This is a genomic window from Sporosarcina quadrami (genome assembly GCF_014836615.1).
Classification (GTDB): domain Bacteria; phylum Bacillota; class Bacilli; order Bacillales_A; family Planococcaceae; genus Sporosarcina; species Sporosarcina quadrami.
The window spans coordinates 25,676-46,606 of the sequence record NZ_JACSQN010000016.1 but is presented as its reverse complement, the minus strand read 5'-3'; the positions used below and the strand labels follow the sequence as shown (position 1 = coordinate 46,606).

Here is a 20,931-nt window from a genome sequence, read left to right as displayed (position 1 = left end):
TAATTTGTATGCTTTGGCTTTCTATATTGCGAGAGCCTACATTCTGCTCGGGCTCTCACAATCCATATCTATATATACGAACGGTTTGCAATAAAGTTTCAAAAACTTCAAGATTCCGCCTTCTGGATCTTATCTTTCATCCGCTGTTTGTCACGCTCTAGAATCGGTTTCAAATAATGTCCAGTATAGGACTTTTTAGATTTCGCAACTTTTTCAGGTGTGCCAGTTGCAATGATTTGTCCGCCTTTGTCTCCACCTTCAGGACCTAAATCGATAATATGATCGACGGTCTTAATGACGTCCAGATTGTGCTCAATGACAAGAACTGTATTGCCCGAATCGACAAGGCGCTGTAATACTTGTAGAAGCTTTTCGATATCGTGGACATGCAACCCCGTTGTCGGTTCGTCCAATATATAAAACGATTTGCCGTTCGAACGCTTATGCAATTCAGACGCCAGCTTCACTCGTTGTGCTTCGCCACCTGATAAGGTCGTTGCCGGCTGCCCTAGTTGGACATAGCCAAGACCGACATCGACAATAGTTTGGAGCTTACGACTAATTTTCGGTATATTTTCAAAGAACACTAATGCATCTTCCACCGTCATCGATAAGACATCTGCGATATTTTTTCCTTTATACGTCACTTCTAACGTTTCGCGGTTATACCGTTTCCCATGACAAACTTCACACGGAACGTAGACATCAGGTAAGAAATGCATTTCAATCTTAATAATTCCGTCACCGTGGCATGCTTCACACCTTCCACCTTTGACGTTGAAGCTGAACCGGCCTTTTTTATAACCACGTACTTTCGCTTCATTCGTCATCGCATAGACATCCCTCACATCATCGAACAAGCTTGTATATGTTGCAGGATTGGACCTCGGCGTCCTACCGATCGGCGATTGATCGATTTCAATAACCTTTTCCAATTCTTCGAGACCACTCACAGATTCAAATCTGCCTGGTTTCTGTTTAGAACGGTTAAGTTTTTGAGCTAGTACTTTATAGAGTACTTCATTCACCAATGTACTTTTTCCTGAACCTGAAACGCCAGTCACTGCGATAAATTGGCCTAACGGGAAATCGACACTGACATTCTTCAAGTTATTTTCTGTTGCGCCTTTTATCGAAATTATACGACCATCCGATTGTCTACGTTCGATTGGTAGCGGTATGAATTTCTTGCCGCTTAAATACTCGCCAGTCAATGAATTGGGATCGTTCATCACCTCGTCAGGAGTTCCGGCGGAAACAATTTGTCCGCCTGCAGCACCCGCACCAGGACCTATATCAATTAAATAATCCGCTGCCATCATCGTGTCTTCATCATGTTCGACAACGATGAGCGTATTACCGATATCACGCATGCTTTGAAGCGTTCCGATAAGACGGTCATTATCACGTTGATGTAATCCAATAGACGGCTCATCTAATATATAGAGGACACCCGTTAGACGAGATCCAATCTGAGTTGCCAGTCGAATCCGCTGCGCTTCTCCACCAGACAACGTTCCTGCCGCGCGCGATAATGTTAAATAATCAAGTCCGACATTAATGAGAAACCCGATCCGTTCACCAATTTCCCGCAAAATTAATCTCGCAATTTGCATATCCTTCTCCGATAACACCAGGTTTTCAAAGAAACTTTCCGCTTCCGTAATCGATAAATCGCTTACTTGTCCAATATGGACACCATTTACTTTTACCGCTAAAGTCTCTTCTTTTAGTCTAAAGCCATCACAACTTGGACATGGTCGCCTACCCATATATTTCTCCATCTGTTCGCGAATATAATCGGAAGATGTTTCTTTGAATCTTCGTTCAACATTTGCCAGAACACCTTCAAAATAAATATTATTAACGCGGGTACTGCCAAATTCATTCGTATATTTGAATTTAATCATCTCGTCCTTTGATCCGTGTAAAATAATTGCAAGATCTTCATCAGACAATTCACTAACTGGGACATTCATCGGTATTTTAAAATGTTTGCAAACTGTTTTCAGCAACTCTGGATAATATTGTGAACTAGTCGGAATCCACGGAACAATTGCCCCATCTTTTAGAGATACAGACATGTCAGGTATGACGAGGTCAGGATCGACTTCAAGTTTTGTGCCGAGGCCGTCACATTCTGGACAAGCACCAAACGGGCTGTTGAACGAAAACATCCGTGGCTCTAGTTCACCGATTGAAAAGCCGCAAAGTGGACACGCATGGTGTTCACTGAACAACAATTCTTCCACGTCAATTACATCAACGAGTACTGTACCATCTGCCAGCCTTAGTGCTGATTCCAACGAATCACTAAGTCGCGCTTCGATACCTTCCTTCACAACAACACGGTCGATGACGACTTCAATAGTATGCTTCTTATTTTTGTTTAAATCGATGTTGTCATCGAGGTCAATGACTTCACCATTTACTCGAACTCTTACAAACCCTTGCTTTTTAATTTCTTCCAGCAATTTCACATGCGTACCTTTTCTGCCTGAAATAACTGGCGCAAGAATTTGAAGCCTTGACCGTTCTGGCAATTGCATGATGCGGTCCACCATTTGCTCAATTGTTTGTGAGGTGATTTCCGTTCCGTGAATTGGACAAATCGGTTTACCGATTCTCGCAAAAAGCAGGCGCAAGTAATCGGAAATCTCCGTCACCGTTCCAACAGTAGATCTTGGATTTCGGCTCGTTGTTTTCTGATCGATGGAGATTGCGGGTGATAATCCTTCAATGACATCGACATCCGGCTTGTCCATTTGACCGAGGAACTGTCGGGCATATGCCGACAGTGATTCAACATACCTTCTCTGACCTTCTGCATAAATTGTGTCAAAAGCTAGGGACGATTTACCAGAACCTGACAACCCCGTCATAACGACAAGCTTATCGCGTGGTATTTTCACGTCGATATCTTTTAAGTTATGCGCTCTAGCTCCTTGTATAACTATTTCAGTATTTTTCATTGTCTGTTCACCCTTCAGCCTTCAATTCTAATAGCGTATCGCGCAACTGGGCTGCTCTTTCGAAGTCGAGCGCTTTTGCAGCTGCTTTCATCTCTTTTTCCAAAGTTGCAAGAAGTTTTGTTTTGTCGTCTTTTGTTAACTTCCTACCTTTTGTAACTTTATCGAGAATGGATACTTCCTCTTCAGCAACTTGCGTAGCACGTATAACTTCACGAACTTTTTTCTTAATTGTCGTTGGCGTAATGCCATGTTTTACGTTGTAGGCATGCTGAATCTCTCGGCGCCTTTCCGTTTCATCAATTGCTTTTTTCATCGAATCTGTGTAACGATCTGCGTACATGATGACGCGACCTTCAGAGTTTCGGGCAGCTCGTCCAATTGTTTGGATCAAAGCTCTTTCAGAACGAAGGAACCCTTCTTTATCGGCGTCCAATATTGTCACAAGTGACACTTCCGGTATATCAAGACCTTCTCGCAGCAAGTTGATGCCGATCAATACATCGTATGTACCGAGTCGGAGATCACGAATGATTTCAATTCTCTCGAGAGTCTTTATTTCAGAATGGAGATATTGTACTTTAATTCCTACATCCTTCAGATAGTCTGTCAGATCCTCGGACATCTTTTTCGTTAAAGTAGTTATCAATACCCGTTCGTTACGCTTTGTACGCTCGTTAATCTCACCGATCAGGTCATCAATTTGTCCTTCAATCGGGCGTACTTCAATAATCGGATCCAGCAAGCCGGTTGGACGAATAATCTGTTCGACCATTTCGGGAGTATGTTCAATTTCATAAGGACCTGGTGTTGCAGATACATAAATCGCTTCATGTATGTAGCGCTCGAACTCTTCGAACATGAGCGGACGGTTATCCAGAGCGGACGGAAGACGGAAGCCGTGTTCAACTAATACTTTTTTTCTCGCTTGGTCACCATTGTACATACCGCGTATTTGAGGTAGTGTCACATGACTTTCATCGACGACAAGAAGGAAGTCATCTGGGAAGTAGTCGAGCAATGTGAAAGGGGTCGCTCCTGGCGCTTGTAAAGTCAGATGGCGTGAGTAGTTCTCAATTCCTGAGCAAAAGCCCATTTCCCGCATCATTTCCAAGTCATAACGAGTCCTCTGTTCTAACCGTTGTGCTTCGAGCAGCTTGTCTTCGTTTCGAAGTACTTTTAGTCGCTCTTCCAACTCGATTTCAATATTTGCAATCGCTTTTTGAAGTTTCTCATCACCCGTTACAAAGTGGGAGTTCGGATAGATGGCGACGTGTGTCCGCTCACCAAGTATTTCTCCTGTCAATGCATCCACTTCTCGTAAACGATCGATTTCATCGCCGAAAAACTCGATTCTTATGCAATGTTCATCTTGAGAAGCCGGGAAAATTTCGACGACATCTCCTCTGACGCGGAATGTCCCGCGTGTAAAGCTAATGTCATTTCTGGAATATTGGTTATCGACAAACAGCCTAAGCAGTTCGTTTCTTCCAATCTCCATACCGCTTCTTAATGAAACGACGTGCTTGCCGTATTCTTCCGGAGAACCCAGACCATATATGCATGATACAGAAGCTACGATAAGTACATCATTTCTTTCAAACAAAGAAGATGTGGCTGAGTGACGCAACTTGTCTATTTCATCATTGATTGTTGCATCTTTTTCGATAAACGTATCTGTCTGCGGTACGTAAGCTTCAGGCTGGTAATAGTCATAGAAACTTACAAAATACTCTACTGCATTGTTTGGAAAAAACTCTTTAAACTCGCTATATAATTGACCCGCCAACGTCTTATTATGCGCAATGACAAGGGTTGGTTTGTTAACTTCTGTGACGACGTTTGAAACGGTGAATGTTTTCCCTGTTCCCGTAGCACCTAATAATGTTTGATGCTTCTTACCTTCATGGATTCCTTCCACGAGCTTTGAAATGGCTACGGGCTGATCACCTAAAGGGACATATGGTGCTTGCAGTTCAAATTTTTGGTCCATTAAGCGCCCCTCCTAATATGAATTATTTATATTTTACCATAGACTTTCTGAAGTCTAAAGAAATAAGGGAACGTGTGTTTTAAATCTTTTATTCTAGAACGACAAAAACGGGCCTACTCTGATAGTTTCCTATCAGATGGCCCGTTAAACACATTTATTTCTCTTCTACTCGCATCAATTCGTCTGTTAACTCGACAAAAGCAGATTCATTCTTTTCATCAAGTGCAAGATCGATAAGCGTCAAGAGACGTTTTTTCGTCTGCTCGCGATGAATATGTTTTAAGAACAAATCCATATAAATATCATTTAACAATTTCTCAGCTTGCAGCGAAGAACTGTTTTTTCCCACGGCTTTTAAGAACTCGGCATATGAATAATTATTTTCCATCTCACTCACCCCTGATGCCCTTTTTTCTATTATACATAATTCAATAGAGCAGTTGCAAGGTTTTTGAGAATATTCTATTTTTATTTTTTATCCGAGAATCGAATTGTAATTTCTGAAACGACGATAACAACAGCTGTAACGATAATCGGTGTAACCGAAATACCTGTTACGATAACCGCTGTAACGAATACCGCAGCCGCTTGTACAAGTTGGAATGCACTGACGGTTTTCCGGATTGCTGGAGCTCTCGTATCCTTAGCTTCAGGAAATAGATTGTCCATCCTGAAATCATTGCCTGCACGCAACGCATAAACGAGTTGAATGGACGTTGCGAAGGCCAATGCACCACTAAAAATATAAATGACGAACGGGAACGGAATGAGCGCAATACCTAGTACAGATAACGCGGTCAACCTAACCCAGAGCCAAAAGTTATCATCCGTTCGGATCAATGTCCTAGTGAGCAAGAACCTTTGCGGAGTAGTAAGTCCGAACTTTGCAGGGCGCATCAGGAAACCGAGCCAAGCCCGTCTGCTGACGGAACCTTTTAAATGAGGCACATCTGTAAAGTAATTGGCGAAGCGGTAAAATCGCATCATCCTGTTCTGTTCAAGCATAATGAAATGTTCATATGGAAACGGTTTTTCGTTACTCCTTTTCTTCCAATATAAATAATAGATAACAATAACGGCTCCAACTGCTGGTATGAACAGTGGATTACTCGCGAGTGTCACGTAAATAATTACTGCTCCAAGCACGAAACGGACCATTCTGTCTTTCCAAATACCGTGCCCGTCATTGGCGTGTCGATAATGATAGTCAATATCTACGTAGAGCCATTTCACAAGCAAAATGACGAATGCCGTCAAGTAAATTTGCGGTTTTTCTGCGATTGCAGTCGCTGCCAGTAATGGTGCTGCAACGATGAACAGTAAAAACGGAAGTGGTAATTGAGATATGAAGGAATATCGCAATGACCTGTTCAAATAGCCTTTGAGCTTGCCTTCCATCGGGAGGAAAAAAACGATGTCAGCAGGCTTCAGTAATGTGACTGGCGTTCCAATAGCTAATGCTAAACCGATTATAACTGCTGTTAACAAAGCCGCAGGGAAAGTGGCTGGTACTTCTTTTAACCATTCACTGTAGGCATATCCACCAGCACCAATTGTAAACAGCATGACAATCGCCAAATGTCCTGTAAATACAAATTTCATATATTTTTGCAGTTCGGTCATATAATGACCGAATCTACTTCCCCAGATTTCACGCATGTTGTTCATAGTCACGTTCCTCGGTCATTGAAATATAGAGTTCGTCAAGTGTAGCTTTTGGGCGATTAAAAGCTTTACGTAAATCATCCATCGTCCCTTGAGCACGTACTTTTCCTTCATGAAGGACGATAATACGATCACAATATTTCTCGGCTGTCGGCAAGACGTGTGTTGACATCAAGACAGATGCACCATTGGCTTTTCGCTCTTCGATCTGCTCGAGTAGCGACCGAATACCGATCGGGTCAAGGCCGACGAAAGGTTCATCAATAATATATAAGGAAGGTTCTACGAGAAACGCGCACATGATCATTACTTTTTGACGCATCCCTTTAGAGAAATGGGATGGAAACCAGTTCAATCTCTTTTCCATCATGAATTCCTTTAATAATGCTGCAGAACGAGCTTCAAAAACATCCTTGTCCAATCCATACGCCATTGCTGTCAATTCAAGATGTTCACGTAACGTCAGCTCTTCATACAAAATCGGCGTTTCGGGTATATAAGAGAATGCCTTCCGATAAGCTTCTGGACTTTCACTAAAAGTCACACCGCCAATTTTAATTTCACCTTGATGGGGATTCATCAACCCAATAATATGTTTAATTGTTGTACTTTTACCTGCACCATTCAATCCAATCAAACCGACAAGTTCGTTCTTGCCAATTTCAAATGTCAATCCATGTAAAACAGGCTTTCGCGTATAGCCGCCCGTTACTTCGTTCACTTCAAGAATTGCCATAACCATCCTCCATTCTTGTAACCATTTTACCAAACATCGACCAGAAATGCTTTGTCCAACTTTCCTTTGTTAACAGAAAATATGCTACACTTGGCTTATTAATGAATACATCTCTTCTTTTATGGGGATATACAACTGGAAAGGATGATTTTAATGACATCATGTATCTTTTGTCAAATTGCAGAAGGCACGATTCCGAGTGAAAAAATTTATGAAGATGAGCACGTTGTCGCATTTATGGATGTTATGCCTGTTACTGAAGGACATGTATTGCTAATTCCGAAAAACCATCGGGAAAACTTGTATGAAATGACGGAAGAGGAAGCAAGCAATCTATTTTCCGTTGCTCCGAAACTTGCAAATTTATTAAAAGAAACGTTTACCCCAGCTGGCATGAATTTATTGCAAAATAATGGAGCTCCCGCTGGTCAGGCAGTGTTCCATTTCCATATGCATTTCATCCCACGCTACGATGAGACCGACGGCTTCAGATCGGATTGGAATCCTAAAGTGGATGAGTACCCGAAAGAACGTATTAAGGAAATTGCCGATCGAATCCGTGCTACATTGCAATAAAAAGAAGATAAACACTTTTCTATTCATGTGCTTATACGTTTTACACCGCTTCACTACAAAAGGGATTGAAATCCATTAGATTTCAATCCCTTTTGTTTTATTTTACGAATTTGGCTCAAAAACGTTAGACTGACAAAACGTTATTTCAGCCTGCTGACAGTTAACATGTAAATATTTAAGCAAAAGGATTGGAAATCATAGATTTCCAACCCTTTTGTCTACAGTCTGAACGCTTTACTCCAGTTGAGTGAAGCGTTTTTTCATTTGCCCAGAATCGATAGTCATGTTTTAATTAAACTAGGTTAAGGAATACTATTCAAAATGAAAGGAAGTGTCCTCTATGAAAACAACAAACTTTGTTTTAGGACTTATAACAGGATCAGTTACTGCAGCAGTTACAGTCCTTTTTTCAACTCCTCAATCAGGGCGCGAAATCCGCTCATCTGTTAAAACCGCTTCAACTGACATGTTGCATAAACTTAACGATGTTAAAGGAAAGTTATCTGAGCTAACAGATTCTATTACAAATATGTCAAAAGAAGCAAAAGAAATTGTTCCTGAAGCCATTTCAGACGTTAAAGGCTCTATTGAGCAATGGAAGATTTCTACTGAAAAGAACAAGGAACGTCTTGAAAAAGAAATTTCCGCAATTCAAAACTCACTTCTAGAACTTGAACAGTCAATTGCAAATCAACAGAAGTAAAATAACACGTTTATTACTAAGCGGAGGATAATTATATCCTCCGTCTTTTTTTTGATTTAGCATAGTAAATGTGCACAAAAAGCTTTTCCTGAAATACAGCCTTACTTTTAAACTGTAGAGTCCAGCTAGTTACAAGTTACTTATTCTATGAAAATAATATTTTTGCAATTCGAACTTTTTTATTTTAAATTTTTCTGCTATAATTAAAAGAATACTAACTATTTGATTTTTGGAGGTACACTATGACTGAAGAAAAGTTCTCCCACAAAGAGGCAATGATTTATAGCCAACGACTTGCACAAATGTCTAAAGCACTTTGGAAAGCCGTTGAAAAGGATTGGCAGCAATGGATTAAACCTTATGACCTCAATATTAATGAGCACCATATTTTATGGATTGCCTATCACTTGAAAGGTGCAACTATATCAGACGTTGCAAAATTTGGCGTGATGCATGTATCCACTGCTTTCAACTTTTCCAAAAAGCTTGAGGAACGTGGTTATTTGAACTTCTTTAAAAAAGAAGATGATCGTCGCAATACATATGTCTCCGTGACAGAAGAAGGCCAATTACTATTAGAGGATATGAATGAAAACTATTATGATTCGAGTCATGGAATTTTGGAAGGTTCTCTCCCGATCAAAGGTATATATGGAAAGTTTCCTGAGTTCCTTGAAGTGATGTCCGTCATACGGAATATATATGGCGAAGATTTCATGGAAATTTTCGAACGGGGCTTTCAAAGTATAGATAAATCATTTGATGAGCATAATGGTGAACTCCAACCATCAAATACCAGTAAAACATTTGAGCTTCAAACGGCCGAAGAGAAATAATGTCATTTCGGTATGTAGTTTGATATAATATGCGTAAGCTTTAAAGAGGAGGAATGGATTTGATCCTTATTGTCACCATCGTATTTTCATTGTTTTATCTGTTTCAGATAAATAAAATGACATTTGCGCTCTGTCAATCACGCGAAATCCCCGAAGAGAAGCAACCTAAAATATACCGAACAGTAAATATACTTGTAACTATTTTGATTTTGTCATTGTATTTAGAAGTGCTATTGAAAGTTTAACAAAGACAATAGGAAAAGTCCGGCACCCTTCATAAGGGCACCGGACTTTTTTCATTTTAGTACAGGTATGCAGCTCCGACGATGATCAATAGTATGAACAAAACAACAATCAACGCGAATCCAGAAGAACCTTGCCCGTGGCTGTATCCACTCATAGGAGCACCTCCTCTCTCTTTGTAATGTATGCAATTTCTTGAAAGTGTTTTAGGCTCTTTGAAAGAAGGAACCTTTTTGTCAACGAAACGTTTTTATGGTATAGTGTCACATGTTGCACATAACAGTTAGGAGAGATCTATTATGAAAAAAACAGTCCTGGCCATGAGCTTAGCGGCATCCGTTTTAGCGCTTGGTGCATGCAGTAACGATCAGAAAGCAGCTGATGACGAGGTCATCGCTACAACAACAGCAGGCAATATCACTAAAGACGATCTATATACGGAAATGAAAGATGCACTTGGTTCACAAGTGATGGAAAACCTACTTCTTCAAAAAGCTTTAGAAAATGAATATAAATTAACAGACAAAGAAGTTGAAGAAGAAGTTAAGAAACAAAAAGAAGGATTAGGAGAGAACTTCGACATGTACTTGCAACAGCAAGGCATTACTGAAGCGTTCTTCGATAAAAACGTAAAATCACAGATGCTTCAAAAGAAACTTGTCGAGTCATTAAAAGTTTCAGATGAAGATATTGCAACAGGTCTTGAACGTGCAAAAACAGAAGTACACGCGCGTCATATCGTTGTAGCAGACGAAAAAACGGCTAATGAAGTGAAAAAGAAGATTGAAGACGGTGGAGATTTTGAAGCGTTGGCAAAAGAATATTCCACTGAGCCTGTCGCTCAGGATACTGGTGGAGATTTAGGCTGGTTCGGTCCAGGGAAAATGCTTCATGAATTCGAAGATGCGGCTTACACACTTAAAAAAGGCGAGTTGAGCGAGCCTGTCAAAACAAGCTACGGCTACCATATTATCGAGTTGCTTGATACACGTAAAGCGGAAACTGATAAGACAGAAGATGAACTGAAGACAGAAATCGAAGAAGGTTTGAAAAAAGTTCAATTTGAAGAGAAACTTCAAGATTTGATCAAGAAAGCGGATATCGATATTAAAGCCGATGAATTCAAACATGTGTTAGATTTATATTTACCAGCATCTGAAGAAAAAGACGCAAAAAAATAACAGACAAAAAGCTGCAGAAGACGGTTAGCTCCGTCGTTCTGCAGCTTTTTCCTATTCCAGATCAGGTTTGTAAAACGAACGATTTTCGAGAGGGAAGATTCTTTCTGTAAACTCGCCGTTCGCCGTTTTAGATAAGGCGCGGTCTAGCATATTCATTTTCGCATCGATATTATCGATGTAATGAAGAACTTCCGCTTCCATGAGCATCGGTCGTTTCGGACTTCCCCACTCTTCTTTTCCGTGATGGGAAAGCACCATATGTTGAAGCAACATCACTTCTTCCCCGCTAATTTCCAGTTCATCTGCTGCTTTTGATATTTCATTCACCATAATTGTAATATGGCCAAGCAGATTGCCTTCAATCGTATATTGTGTCCCAACAGGACCCGATAGCTCGATGACTTTTCCGACATCATGCAATATGATGCCCGCATATAATAGGTCTTTGTTTAGAGTAGGATACAATTCCGCAATTGCTTTTCCGAGTTTCAACATAGAAACGACGTGATCGATCAAACCGGATACATAGTCATGGTGATTACGCGTAGCCGCCGGATAAACGAGAAATGCGGCTTGGTGCTTTTTTAATAAATGACGAGTAATCCGCTGAATATGTGGGTTTTTCATCTCAAAGAAATATTGCAGTAACTCTTCGTAAAGAACTTCTTTGCTCTTCGCAGCAGAAGGGACCAAATCTGAAATTGTAATTCCTTCATCTTCTTTGGCAGGACGAATGCTTTTAATGCGCAGTTGGTTCTTGCCACGGTATTCATGCAGTTCCCCACCGACCTTAACAATTGTCGCAGCGGCATACAACTTTTCATGCTCTTCACCTGTGTCCCATAGCTTCGCTTCAATATCACCGCTCTTGTCTTGTAGGACTAGTGACATGAACGGACTCCCTTGTTGAGTAATTCCTTTTGTCGATTGTTTAATAAATAAAAACAGTTCAATCGGCTCTCCGACTTGATAGTCCATTAACTTCTTCATGTAGCGATTGCCCCCTTGTCGTTTCCAATTTCAGAAACGTTAATAATCGTAGCAGTTGTCCACTCTTCCTTTATCTTATCATGGCAAGTCGTGTAGATGAACTGATGTTTTTCACTTAATTGATTTACGATGCTTATCATTCTTGACAGACGCTCCTTATCAAAGTGAACAAATGGGTCATCCATTAAAATCGGGAATGGCGCTGTGCTTTCCATCGCCATAGCGAGTGAAAGCCGCAATGAAATATACGCCTGCTCTTTTGTGGCCTGGCTCAGCTCAATGATCGGATATCGAGTGCCATCACTTGCTACTGCACGGAATAAGCCGGTCTCCGTTATTTCCATTGCTGTATACAAACCATCTGTTAATGTCGCAAACAAATTTTCCGCTTGTACAAGCACTTCTGGTAACTTTGTATCTTTCAACTCTTTCATCATACCCTTTATCGCCTGAACAATCGCTTGACGGATTGACCATTGATGGGCCATCTCATTAAATTCAGCTTTCTTCATCTCAAAGAATTGTTGTTTTGATTGATACGTATCGTCTGACAGTAATTTATCTGTCTCCGCTTTTAATGTCGCTTTTTCATCTATCAACTGTTCCAACTCGTGCTCCAGTTCGTTCATCTGCTCTTGTGTTGCGGCCAAATCGCTCTTAAGTACTTGCTCAGGAACATCAGAACGTACTTTCAAATTACCGAAGTGTGCTAGTTGTGATTCGACATCGAGTAATTGTTGTGTCAATGCTTGCGTCTTTTCAAAGTTTCGTTGAGCATCGTAAAATTCGTTCTCGTTTGCAACACGTGCTTCATTAAACAGTTCATCCACTTGCTTCTTATAGGCAACAGTAAGCTCATGTAAATGGCTCTTTTCTTTCTTTAACTCATCTAATCGATTAGACAGTCTTTCGTTTTCTTGCTCAGCTGTTCGTAATTCCACATACGTCTTTCTCAATTCTTCATATAACTGATCTACCGCAATTTCACTTGTAACACGCGCTTTGAGCTCAGCTGTTCTTTCTGAAATGTCGTTCGTCAATATGTCCTGTTTCTTCATTGCTTGCATAATTTCTCGCTCTGCTTCTTGCACCGAGCGAGCCATGCTGAAAAACTCATGCAAAATACCAGCATTCGGTATTTTATCAAGTCCATACGAAATGAAGAAGTGGAGTAAGTTATTTTCCAACGCTTCTCTTTCACGAGAAAACGCTTCATATTCACTGCCAAGCTGGGTCATTTTTCGTTCATTGGACGCAATTAATTGTTCCAGACGAAGTTGAGAAGATTTAAAGTCATTTACTTCCTCAACAAGTTGTTCCATCTGACCCTCTTGTCCGCCAACATTTTCAATGATTTGCATCATTTTTTTTCTCTTATCGTCCGGCGATTGACGGCGTTTTCCGACGATCATTAGCACGGCTCCCAGCGCAATAAGCAAACCGACAAAAATTCCAAACCATTGTTTTTCTATGAAACCTACTACAGCTGAGGCAATCGCAGCTATCATAAGCAACAACATGATCATCCTATTTCCGTCTGTGCTATCTTGTTGTCTCATCGCAACATATGCACGTGCCTCTGCGAGTTTCCCACGCATTTCCGGCCATTGTTCAACCCGCTTCTGATTTGCTTCAGAAGGCGCGGTTTGTTGAAGATCATTGTGCTCGGATTGCAAACCTTGTTGTTCTTGTTCAAGGGCTATGAGTTGACGATCGACATACTCAAGCTGTCTGTCCAGTTCAGCGATCTTTTGAGTCCCTTCGTAAAGCTGCTCTTCTTTATGGATGGAAACGTCGGCTGTTACTATTCGATCTGTCTCTTTAACTCCTAACCTGTCAAGCAACCGCATTTTCTTAGCGTGGAGTTGTTCCATGTTGTCACGGACAGCTTTCAAATCTGCATGCCACTTGTGCCATTCAGGTTCCAAAGCTAACAACCGTTGCATTTCAGCAAGCGTTGTCAAATCAAGAGCTTGTTCAAGACGTTCACGCATGAACACGATTTCTTCGTCCACTCCACGTAATCTTACGTCCGTTTCCGTCCATTTACTACGGACCGTTTCGTACCGTCTAATCCCATCAGAGGGAAAATGTTCGTTTTTAACTATCGTCAAATTATCCAGGAGTGTTTTTTTGCGTAAAGTTAACGGAAGAGATTGCAATTGTAATGACAGATTCTGATTTTCATCTTTTCTCTCATCATAATGTTTTTTTAAACGAGCCAATCGCTGCTCAATTTCATCAATCCGTTTCATTTTCGGAGCATAGTCAGCAAGCCGATGCTGTTCCTTTTTCAGATCGTCCTCCATCTCTTTTAACTGCTGTAACAATACATTCATTGCAGGAACTCTACCCGTTTTCTTGAACAGATCCCCTGCTTCCTTCTCCATTTTCTTCTCCACTTGCAAAAGAGTATCGACACCTGTCGTTCCGGAAGCAAGAAGTGTACGACTTAACTCATTTTCATCCATACGTTCAAAACCTTGTAATTGAAGTACAGAGAATGAAAAGACCGATTCAAACGAAGTTCGGTCATAGTGTCTGATGAGATCACTTAGCTCTTCTTCTCCCCCTTGTGTTCCATCATTGAAGTAGACAGTCACTTCCCCGGCTGATTTCCCACGGACACGCTCAATTATGCATTCGCCATATACGCAATCATTAATATGGATCCGTCCACCGTATTTCCCTCCTGATTTAGGTTCATAGCGCAATAGTGTGCTGTTTTTTTGTGGGAAACCGAATAGGATTTGAAGTATGAATTGCTGGATGGTCGTCTTTCCTGCTTCATTTTGACCGAATACGACATTGACGTTTTCACCGAACTCGATTATTTTATTTTCATGCTTGCCAAATCCGTAGATGTCGAGTCTTGTAATCTTCATTTGCCAACCTCATTTCACAGAAGCTATTTCTAGTAACAGAAGTTTGTTCGCGTCTTCTTTCAAATTACGCAAATGGTCTTTTGACTGATTGTCTATATAACGGGAAGAGCGAACATGCATATATAAATCACTTAATACATCCGTCCACTCTTCTGTTGACCAACTGTCCATCTCATTTGTGACTGCGTCAATCAGAATGTTATTTGTGGTAACTCGACTTTTAGTACCCTTGCTTTTTAAATCTTGAATCCAGACAAATTGTTCCTCATCTTCCAACAGTTCACGAATAGCTTCAAGCCAGATGGCATCGCTCACTTCTTCATAAAGGGCAGAAGACTCCTCATCCAAGTTAAGCTCCAATTCAATGATGGCAGGTCCGTTTTCTGTGATGAACGCCTCAATCGCTTCTACACATCTATCTACTAGGACATTGGCATGATGGACTGTTGAAATTGTAACTGGCAACGAAGCAAATCGAATAACAGACGTAGGTATGAACGTAAGCAACACATTGGACTTCGAGAGCTCAACTTCATAAAAGCCTTTTTCTCCTTGTTCATTTTTATGGCGGCCTTGAATATTGCCGGGATAAATGATGGGTGGCGATTCTGACAAATGCTGACGCTCATGAATATGACCGAGTGCCCAATAGTCATAGTGTTTGGATTGAAGTTCACTTATCGTGAATGGCGAATAAACCGCATGTGACGCGTCACCCGCCTTACTACCATGAAGAAGACCAATATGAATTTGTTCTTGATTTATCGCTTTAGGATATCGGCTAATCATCTCATGACGTACATGTCGTTGTGGGTAACTAAAGCCATGGAGCACAACTTCCTGCCCTCTTATCGACAACGTCACTTCCCCGACTTCTTCCGTAAATTCATGCACATTAGTCGGTAACTCGAAACGTGTCCAACTTCCGCTCAAATGATCATGATTCCCATACGTAATGACAACCGGAATGTCTGCTTCATGTAGCCGCTCCATCGCTTTCTGGAACTTCAGCTGCGCACGAAGACTTCTGTCTTCCCCGTCATATATGTCACCTACGATTAGCATAAAATCAGGACGCGACTGTAGCGCATATGCAATCAATCGATCGAAAGCATTAAATGTACTGTTTCTAAGATCATCTAGTCTTCCCGAAGTGAGCCCTGTCATTCCTTTAAAAGGACTATCGAGATGCAAATCAGCTGTATGGATAAAACGAATTGTTGACAAAGAAATCCCCTCCATTCCAGGAAACGAATATTTGTTCTAATTTTACCATAATGTATATAAAATTACGAAACAAAAAAGAAACCGCCGCACAAGCCGTTTGATTGGCAGCGCAGCGATTTCCATTATTCTTTTCCTAATTGAATGGCTTTTTTAATATCTTTTAACGAGCGTGATGGTCCGTACATAAGAACACCGCCTTTATAGACACGGGCGCCAAACCAGCCGAGAACAAAAATCGTCACAAGCATAATAGCGATGGACAACAACGGTTCCCACATCGGAAGGTCGAGCATGCCAACCCGTAAAAACATGACGAGCGGTGCAAAGAACGGGAAGTACGATGCATATTGCAAATAACCGATTTCCGGATTCCCAAGTCCTGTCGCTGCGATGATGAATGCGGCAACAATTAGCAACGTCATCGGCATAATCATCTGTTGGACGTCTTCTGCACGACTGACGAGTGAGCCGAGTAATGCTGCAAGTGTCGCATATAGGAAATAACCGAGCAAGAAAAACACTGCCGCATATATTAGTGTACCGATATTAAGATCAGAGAAGCTGAAGAAGTCTGAAAACCCTCCCGGAACTTCTGTTGCAGATGTTTTTAATGCGATAAATCCTGCCAGTCCGTAAATTACAATTTGTACAATTCCAAGTAAACCGATGCCCAGCACTTTGGCAAACATATGCTTTACTGGTGAAACACTTGAAATGAGAATTTCCATGACTCTTGAAGATTTCTCGTTCGCGACATCCATCGCGATCATACTTGAATACATGATAACGGAAAGATAAATGACAAACATTAATACATAGACGAGCACGCGCGCCTGGTTCAATTCGTCTTCCGATTTCGCTGAAGGTGAAACATTTGTCTGCTCGAATTCGATAGGTGTGAACAGCGTCTGGACCTGTTCACCGGTCAATGACAGCTCATCCGCCTTCATCTCTGTCTGAATGGACTGTAAAGCCTCTTGGATTTGCATAGGTATTGCAAAGTCCATCAAACTCATTGTTGTATATTCAGCATTAATGATTCCTTGCTGATTGACTGACACTGTCAACAGTGAGTCGATTTCTTCGCTTTTCACTTTGTCGAGAATCGTTTCCTTCGGTTCATTAGTCAACTCCACTTTCACATCACTTAATTGTGCGGATAACCGGTCTACCAGCTCACCGCTATCATCTTTGACATAGAGAACTTGCTCGCTATCTCCACTTCCCGTTAACGTTTGTACAGTATCGATGATTTTAGATATGTTCGCAAAAAGGAAAATTGCGGCAATCATTATCGCAGTTGTAATGACAAATGACTTCGTTTTCGCTTTCGACAGAAATGCCTGTTTGAAAATGATTCCAAATTCACGCATGTTCTTTCCCCACCTTTGCAATGAAGATATCCTGCAGTGAAGGCTCTTCAATCTCGAAATGACGGATTGGGCCCATTTCCAATGCACCATTCAACAAACGGGCGGCAACTGCCTCATCTTCGATCTGGAATACGGCACCTTCCACAGAATGGTGTGCATTAAGCACTCCAGAAATATGATCAAGTGCGGAAAGTTCGTAATCAGAGCGGATACGAACATTCTGCCTGCCAAAAGACCTCTTCACTTCTCTAAGTGAACCACTCACAATCTGCTTGCCATGATGCATGATGCTCAGTTGTTCACACAGTTCTTCCACATGGTCCATACGGTGACTCGAAAATAGGATCGTCGCCCCCTTATTCCGGAAATCCAGAATCGCTTTCTTCAACATCTCGACGTTGACCGGATCGAGTCCGGAAAACGGTTCGTCGAGGATGAGCAGTTTCGGATCATGCATTAACGCAGCAATTACTTGTATTTTTTGCTGATTTCCTTTGGATAGTTCTTCAACTTTCTTGGACGTATATTGTGGCACTTCAAAACGATCAAGCCAGTAGCTGATAGAGTTCTTCGCATCCGCCTTGTTCATGCCTCTCAATTCCCCCAAAAATACGAGTTGCTCTTCCACTTTCATTTTCGGATACAGGCCACGTTCTTCAGGCAAATAGCCGATTTCAGGACTTGTCGAATAGGATATCTTTTTACCGTTCCAGGTAATTCGCCCTTCATTTGCATTCAATAGTCCTAAAATCATCCGGAATGTCGTCGTCTTGCCTGCTCCATTTGCACCTAGGAAACCATACATCATGCCTTCCTCTAGTGTAAGTGTCAAATCGTCAACAGCAGTGAATTCCCCAAATCTTTTCGTTACGTGTTCGAGTTGTAAAGCCATATAAACTCCCCTTTTCTAAATCTACTGACCTTCTTTTACGAATAATCCATCTAATCGTTTCATTATAGTCGTCTATTATAAACGAAATGCGCTACACCAAAAGTGATCAGTAATACACCATAGGCAGAAACCGACAGAAGAAATGCAAGTTTTGCCCCTTCATATATCAATACGCCAAGCCACATGAAAAGCAGGACAATGAGTGTTGATATCCATGAAAACTTTATCGCTTTTGCATTCACTTGCTCGTATCGTTCATCGAACTTCCGTTGCTTATTCCCTTTTTTGAAATAGATAAAGGCCAGTAGCAATACGATTCCAGCACCTGTAATGAATCCAGCTATACTTTCTAACGTAGGCAGCATTGCCCCACTCCTCTCGAGTTAATATTTTTCATTTACAATGAAAGCACCTATCCCCCAAGAAATCATGTGGATAATCCATAATGCTGTAATGATAAAGAAGGCTAACCTAGGTCCTTCCACAATCATGACAATGATCCAGGCGATCAATAAAGCACCCGTCATCACTTTCCAAGAAATCGATCTGGCATGTCTATGGATATTTTGATAACGTTCGTCAAAGATGCGTTCTTTCTTTCCTTTTTTCCAAACGAAGTAATACATTACTGCCCATATGGTAAGTCCAAGGGGTAGTCCTACTAAAAACGACCAAATATCAAACCCTTCATACATCCTTTATTCCTCCTCCGGTTGAAAGATATCCTCAATTCGGCGCTTGAAAAGTTTCGCGATCTTGAATGCCAATAGTAACGATGGATTATATCTTCCCTTTTCCAATGAGATGATTGTCTGTCTGGACACTTCCAACTTTTCCGCCAGATCATCTTGCGTCAATCCCATGGCAGTCCGCATTTCCTTAATCGAGTTGTTCAGTTAAATGCTCCCCCTTTCATTGTAAAGGTCGCTTTACGTAAAGGTTACTTTACTATATGTTCATTGTCAAGGAAACTTGACATTATTTTAAAAAAGATATAAATGAATTGTTATTCATTCATTTGGAATTCATAGTATACTAATAAAAAGACTAGGAGGATGAAAATGATGAGAACATACAAACTGACTGCTTATGAAAAAACGGGGAAATTGATCACTGAAGAAACATTCACTGCGGAAACAGACGATGCCGCAAAGGAAAAAGGCCATGCAATGCTTGAAGAACAGAACCTTCTTGAACAGACACATAGACTCGCTTCACCTGCTGGAAAGCTACTGCTATTCCATATTTGACAGAAGTTACGATAAGAGCGCATATTAATTTGGCTGTTTACAACCATAGTGTTAAACTATAGCTGACAGTTACATACCCTACGGAGGTGCCCTATTGAATATCGCACTCATTGCGCACGATAAGAAAAAAGATGACTTAGTCAATTTCGCGATTGCTTATAAACATATTTTTACGAAGTACAACCTTTTCGCCACAGGGACTACCGGACAACGAATCATGGACGAAACAGGTTTATCGATAACACGCATGATGTCAGGCCCTTTAGGCGGCGATCAGCAAATCGGTTCGATGATAGCAACCGGTGAATTGGATCTTATTTTGTTTTTCAGGGATCCTCTAACCGCTCAACCCCATGAACCTGATGTAAGTGCATTGCTTCGACTTTGTGATGTCTACGGGATTCCACTTGCCACCAATATTGCTACAGCAGAATTACTTGTCCTCGCCATCGAGAAAGGGTATTTTTCCTGGCGCGACACAGCCGACAAATACAAAACAAAAGGACTCAATTCGTAAAACGAATTGGGTCCTTTTGTATCTTCATTTAATTACATGAACGCTCAACGCTTGCTGCAATGTACCAAACGTTTTCGTATGCGGATTGAATTTGACACCTAGTCTCATCATATTCCTGACGACATCCGGACGCAGGCCAGTAATAATCGTTTTACATCCCATCAATTCAGCCCCTTCCATAATACTAATGAGCTGATCGATTACTTGGGTTTCCATTTCTGCAATACCGGACAAATCCATTAACATTGTCTGAATATGTAATCGACTAATTTCCATCAGAACTTTCTCTTCCATTATCTTAGCTCGGAAATAATCCATTGCACCGATAATGGGAAGTATACAAGTCGTCGGCGTAATTGGAATGATTGGAACTGAAAGGTTTTCTACCAGTTTACGTTGGGCTGTAAGCAAAGAATCTTTGTATGTCGAATAGTTGATGAAAAAAGCATTTAAGAATAAATCAATATAATTATTAACATGTTTTTCAACACTAAAAAACTCTATCGTTATCTCTTTCTCCTCAATATAACGCTCAATGAAAATCCATAACGTGCGTCGGATTGCTTGAACCCATTCAAGTTTAAACGATAACGTTAAGGAGTGGGTAGCCCATATAATGCCTTCTTGTTTAGCAAAAGCTTTCAATTCCTCTTCTTTGCCTTCTAACACATAATAAACGAGTCTATGCGCATTATTGATAAGATCTATATTACCAATTTCCATGATTTCATCTATTTTACTTTTAACAGTTTCTGCTTGACTTAATAATTCATCTTCAAAATCCTGTTTGTTTCTATCCAAAAATTCATTAATTTGATTGTCTTGATAAATATACTGCATCTAAGTCCCCCCTAGATTTTTGTTTTTCATATTAGTATTACCGTTTAGCATTCAG

At 40.9% G+C, this 20,931-nt stretch carries 22 protein-coding genes; 7 read left to right on the top strand and 15 right to left on the bottom strand.

Annotated features, from left to right (window positions below; genetic code table 11):
- Positions 1–107: 107 nt before the first annotated feature.
- From uvrA to H9649_RS14960, 5 genes are all read right to left on the bottom strand, one after another.
- Positions 108–2,972: an excinuclease ABC subunit UvrA gene (uvrA, locus tag H9649_RS14980; protein WP_191695701.1), complete on the bottom strand. Its 2,865-nt coding sequence runs from the start codon at positions 2,970–2,972 to the stop codon at positions 108–110.
- A gap of 7 nt (positions 2,973–2,979) precedes the next feature.
- On the bottom strand, positions 2,980–4,962 hold the full coding sequence (gene uvrB, locus H9649_RS14975; RefSeq protein WP_191695700.1) for an excinuclease ABC subunit UvrB: 1,983 nt from the start codon (positions 4,960–4,962) through the stop codon (positions 2,980–2,982).
- A gap of 154 nt (positions 4,963–5,116) precedes the next feature.
- On the bottom strand, positions 5,117–5,350 hold the full coding sequence (locus tag H9649_RS14970; protein ID WP_191695699.1) for an IDEAL domain-containing protein: 234 nt from the start codon (positions 5,348–5,350) through the stop codon (positions 5,117–5,119).
- Between the two features lie 80 nt (positions 5,351–5,430).
- Entirely contained in the window at positions 5,431–6,630 is a 1,200-nt protein-coding gene (locus H9649_RS14965; protein ID WP_191695698.1) for an ABC transporter permease, read from the bottom strand.
- A complete protein-coding gene (locus H9649_RS14960; protein WP_191695697.1) occupies positions 6,614–7,363 on the bottom strand; it encodes an ABC transporter ATP-binding protein in 750 nt (249 codons plus the stop codon). Before H9649_RS14960 ends, H9649_RS14965 begins: the two co-directional genes overlap by 17 nt.
- 153 nt (positions 7,364–7,516) lie before the next feature.
- Here H9649_RS14960 and H9649_RS14955 point away from each other — a divergent pair, with 153 nt between their 5' ends.
- From H9649_RS14955 to H9649_RS17895, 4 genes are all read left to right on the top strand, one after another.
- Complete coding sequence (locus H9649_RS14955; protein WP_191695696.1) at positions 7,517–7,939, top strand: HIT family protein; 423 nt, start codon at positions 7,517–7,519, stop codon at positions 7,937–7,939.
- Between the two features lie 340 nt (positions 7,940–8,279).
- On the top strand, positions 8,280–8,642 hold the full coding sequence (locus tag H9649_RS14950) for a YtxH domain-containing protein (protein ID WP_191695695.1): 363 nt from the start codon (positions 8,280–8,282) through the stop codon (positions 8,640–8,642).
- A 242-nt stretch (positions 8,643–8,884) separates the two neighbouring features.
- On the top strand, positions 8,885–9,478 hold the full coding sequence (locus H9649_RS14945) for an HTH-type transcriptional regulator Hpr (protein WP_191695694.1): 594 nt from the start codon (positions 8,885–8,887) through the stop codon (positions 9,476–9,478).
- A gap of 53 nt (positions 9,479–9,531) precedes the next feature.
- The gene (locus H9649_RS17895; protein ID WP_404828773.1) at positions 9,532–9,723 is read left to right on the top strand and encodes a hypothetical protein; all 192 of its coding nucleotides are present in this window, start codon (positions 9,532–9,534) and stop codon (positions 9,721–9,723) included.
- Between the two features lie 56 nt (positions 9,724–9,779).
- On the opposite strand, the gene H9649_RS14940 is transcribed toward H9649_RS17895, so the two are convergent.
- Entirely contained in the window at positions 9,780–9,878 is a 99-nt protein-coding gene (locus H9649_RS14940) for a YjcZ family sporulation protein (protein ID WP_191695693.1), read from the bottom strand.
- A gap of 142 nt (positions 9,879–10,020) precedes the next feature.
- On the opposite strand from H9649_RS14940, the gene H9649_RS14935 reads away from it, so the two are divergent.
- On the top strand, positions 10,021–10,902 hold the full coding sequence (locus H9649_RS14935; protein WP_191695692.1) for a peptidylprolyl isomerase: 882 nt from the start codon (positions 10,021–10,023) through the stop codon (positions 10,900–10,902).
- Positions 10,903–10,953: 51 nt separating this feature from the next.
- Here the strand turns inward: H9649_RS14935 and yhaM are convergent, their stop codons facing one another.
- From yhaM to H9649_RS14895, 8 genes are all read right to left on the bottom strand, one after another.
- A complete protein-coding gene (gene yhaM, locus H9649_RS14930; protein WP_191695691.1) occupies positions 10,954–11,892 on the bottom strand; it encodes a 3'-5' exoribonuclease YhaM in 939 nt (312 codons plus the stop codon).
- On the bottom strand, positions 11,889–14,777 hold the full coding sequence (locus H9649_RS14925; RefSeq protein WP_191695690.1) for an ATP-binding protein: 2,889 nt from the start codon (positions 14,775–14,777) through the stop codon (positions 11,889–11,891). Before H9649_RS14925 ends, yhaM begins: the two co-directional genes overlap by 4 nt.
- A 9-nt stretch (positions 14,778–14,786) precedes the next feature.
- A complete protein-coding gene (locus H9649_RS14920; RefSeq protein WP_191695689.1) occupies positions 14,787–16,004 on the bottom strand; it encodes a metallophosphoesterase family protein in 1,218 nt (405 codons plus the stop codon).
- Between the two features lie 122 nt (positions 16,005–16,126).
- Positions 16,127–17,377: an ABC transporter permease gene (locus tag H9649_RS14915; protein ID WP_191695688.1), complete on the bottom strand. Its 1,251-nt coding sequence runs from the start codon at positions 17,375–17,377 to the stop codon at positions 16,127–16,129.
- Positions 17,370–18,269 (bottom strand): ABC transporter ATP-binding protein, encoded by a 900-nt coding sequence (locus H9649_RS14910; RefSeq protein ID WP_191695687.1) that lies wholly within the window; start codon positions 18,267–18,269, stop codon positions 17,370–17,372. Before H9649_RS14910 ends, H9649_RS14915 begins: the two co-directional genes overlap by 8 nt.
- Positions 18,270–18,331: 62 nt before the next feature.
- Entirely contained in the window at positions 18,332–18,634 is a 303-nt protein-coding gene (locus H9649_RS14905; RefSeq protein WP_191695686.1) for a DUF3796 domain-containing protein, read from the bottom strand.
- An 18-nt stretch (positions 18,635–18,652) separates the two neighbouring features.
- Positions 18,653–18,964: a DUF3796 domain-containing protein gene (locus tag H9649_RS14900; RefSeq protein ID WP_191695685.1), complete on the bottom strand. Its 312-nt coding sequence runs from the start codon at positions 18,962–18,964 to the stop codon at positions 18,653–18,655.
- Positions 18,965–18,967: 3 nt separating this feature from the next.
- Positions 18,968–19,144 (bottom strand): helix-turn-helix transcriptional regulator, encoded by a 177-nt coding sequence (locus tag H9649_RS14895; RefSeq protein WP_404828772.1) that lies wholly within the window; start codon positions 19,142–19,144, stop codon positions 18,968–18,970.
- 189 nt (positions 19,145–19,333) lie between these two features.
- Here H9649_RS14895 and H9649_RS14890 point away from each other — a divergent pair, with 189 nt between their 5' ends.
- Positions 19,334–19,519: a YhzD family protein gene (locus H9649_RS14890; protein WP_191695720.1), complete on the top strand. Its 186-nt coding sequence runs from the start codon at positions 19,334–19,336 to the stop codon at positions 19,517–19,519.
- A 94-nt stretch (positions 19,520–19,613) separates the two neighbouring features.
- Positions 19,614–20,036, top strand: a complete 423-nt coding sequence (gene mgsA, locus H9649_RS14885; RefSeq protein WP_191695684.1) for a methylglyoxal synthase — start codon at positions 19,614–19,616, stop codon at positions 20,034–20,036.
- A 24-nt stretch (positions 20,037–20,060) separates the two neighbouring features.
- Here mgsA and H9649_RS14880 read toward each other — a convergent pair whose 3' ends face one another.
- Positions 20,061–20,876, bottom strand: coding sequence for an STAS domain-containing protein (locus H9649_RS14880; RefSeq protein WP_191695683.1), 816 nt, complete (start codon positions 20,874–20,876; stop codon positions 20,061–20,063).
- Positions 20,877–20,931: the final 55 nt, after the last annotated feature.

What these genes read in the sequence shown, in the direction of transcription:
- H9649_RS14895 (WP_404828772.1), bottom strand. Translation starts at nt 19,144, where the DNA reads ATGCGGACTGCCATGGGATTGACGCAAGATGATCTGGCGGAAAAGTTG.
- H9649_RS14925 (WP_191695690.1), bottom strand. Translation starts at nt 14,777, where the DNA reads ATGAAGATTACAAGACTCGACATCTACGGATTTGGCAAGCATGAAAAT.
- H9649_RS14945 (WP_191695694.1), top strand. Translation starts at nt 8,885, where the DNA reads ATGACTGAAGAAAAGTTCTCCCACAAAGAGGCAATGATTTATAGCCAA.
- H9649_RS17895 (WP_404828773.1), top strand. Translation starts at nt 9,532, where the DNA reads ATGGATTTGATCCTTATTGTCACCATCGTATTTTCATTGTTTTATCTG.
- H9649_RS14880 (WP_191695683.1), bottom strand. Translation starts at nt 20,876, where the DNA reads ATGCAGTATATTTATCAAGACAATCAAATTAATGAATTTTTGGATAGA.
- uvrA (WP_191695701.1), bottom strand. Translation starts at nt 2,972, where the DNA reads ATGAAAAATACTGAAATAGTTATACAAGGAGCTAGAGCGCATAACTTA.
- H9649_RS14905 (WP_191695686.1), bottom strand. Translation starts at nt 18,634, where the DNA reads ATGCTGCCTACGTTAGAAAGTATAGCTGGATTCATTACAGGTGCTGGA.
- H9649_RS14915 (WP_191695688.1), bottom strand. Translation starts at nt 17,377, where the DNA reads ATGCGTGAATTTGGAATCATTTTCAAACAGGCATTTCTGTCGAAAGCG.
- H9649_RS14935 (WP_191695692.1), top strand. Translation starts at nt 10,021, where the DNA reads ATGAAAAAAACAGTCCTGGCCATGAGCTTAGCGGCATCCGTTTTAGCG.
- H9649_RS14890 (WP_191695720.1), top strand. Translation starts at nt 19,334, where the DNA reads ATGAGAACATACAAACTGACTGCTTATGAAAAAACGGGGAAATTGATC.
- H9649_RS14940 (WP_191695693.1), bottom strand. Translation starts at nt 9,878, where the DNA reads ATGAGTGGATACAGCCACGGGCAAGGTTCTTCTGGATTCGCGTTGATT.
- H9649_RS14965 (WP_191695698.1), bottom strand. Translation starts at nt 6,630, where the DNA reads ATGAACAACATGCGTGAAATCTGGGGAAGTAGATTCGGTCATTATATG.
- H9649_RS14900 (WP_191695685.1), bottom strand. Translation starts at nt 18,964, where the DNA reads ATGTATGAAGGGTTTGATATTTGGTCGTTTTTAGTAGGACTACCCCTT.
- H9649_RS14970 (WP_191695699.1), bottom strand. Translation starts at nt 5,350, where the DNA reads ATGGAAAATAATTATTCATATGCCGAGTTCTTAAAAGCCGTGGGAAAA.
- yhaM (WP_191695691.1), bottom strand. Translation starts at nt 11,892, where the DNA reads ATGAAGAAGTTAATGGACTATCAAGTCGGAGAGCCGATTGAACTGTTT.
- H9649_RS14910 (WP_191695687.1), bottom strand. Translation starts at nt 18,269, where the DNA reads ATGGCTTTACAACTCGAACACGTAACGAAAAGATTTGGGGAATTCACT.
- H9649_RS14950 (WP_191695695.1), top strand. Translation starts at nt 8,280, where the DNA reads ATGAAAACAACAAACTTTGTTTTAGGACTTATAACAGGATCAGTTACT.
- H9649_RS14960 (WP_191695697.1), bottom strand. Translation starts at nt 7,363, where the DNA reads ATGGCAATTCTTGAAGTGAACGAAGTAACGGGCGGCTATACGCGAAAG.
- uvrB (WP_191695700.1), bottom strand. Translation starts at nt 4,962, where the DNA reads ATGGACCAAAAATTTGAACTGCAAGCACCATATGTCCCTTTAGGTGAT.
- H9649_RS14955 (WP_191695696.1), top strand. Translation starts at nt 7,517, where the DNA reads ATGACATCATGTATCTTTTGTCAAATTGCAGAAGGCACGATTCCGAGT.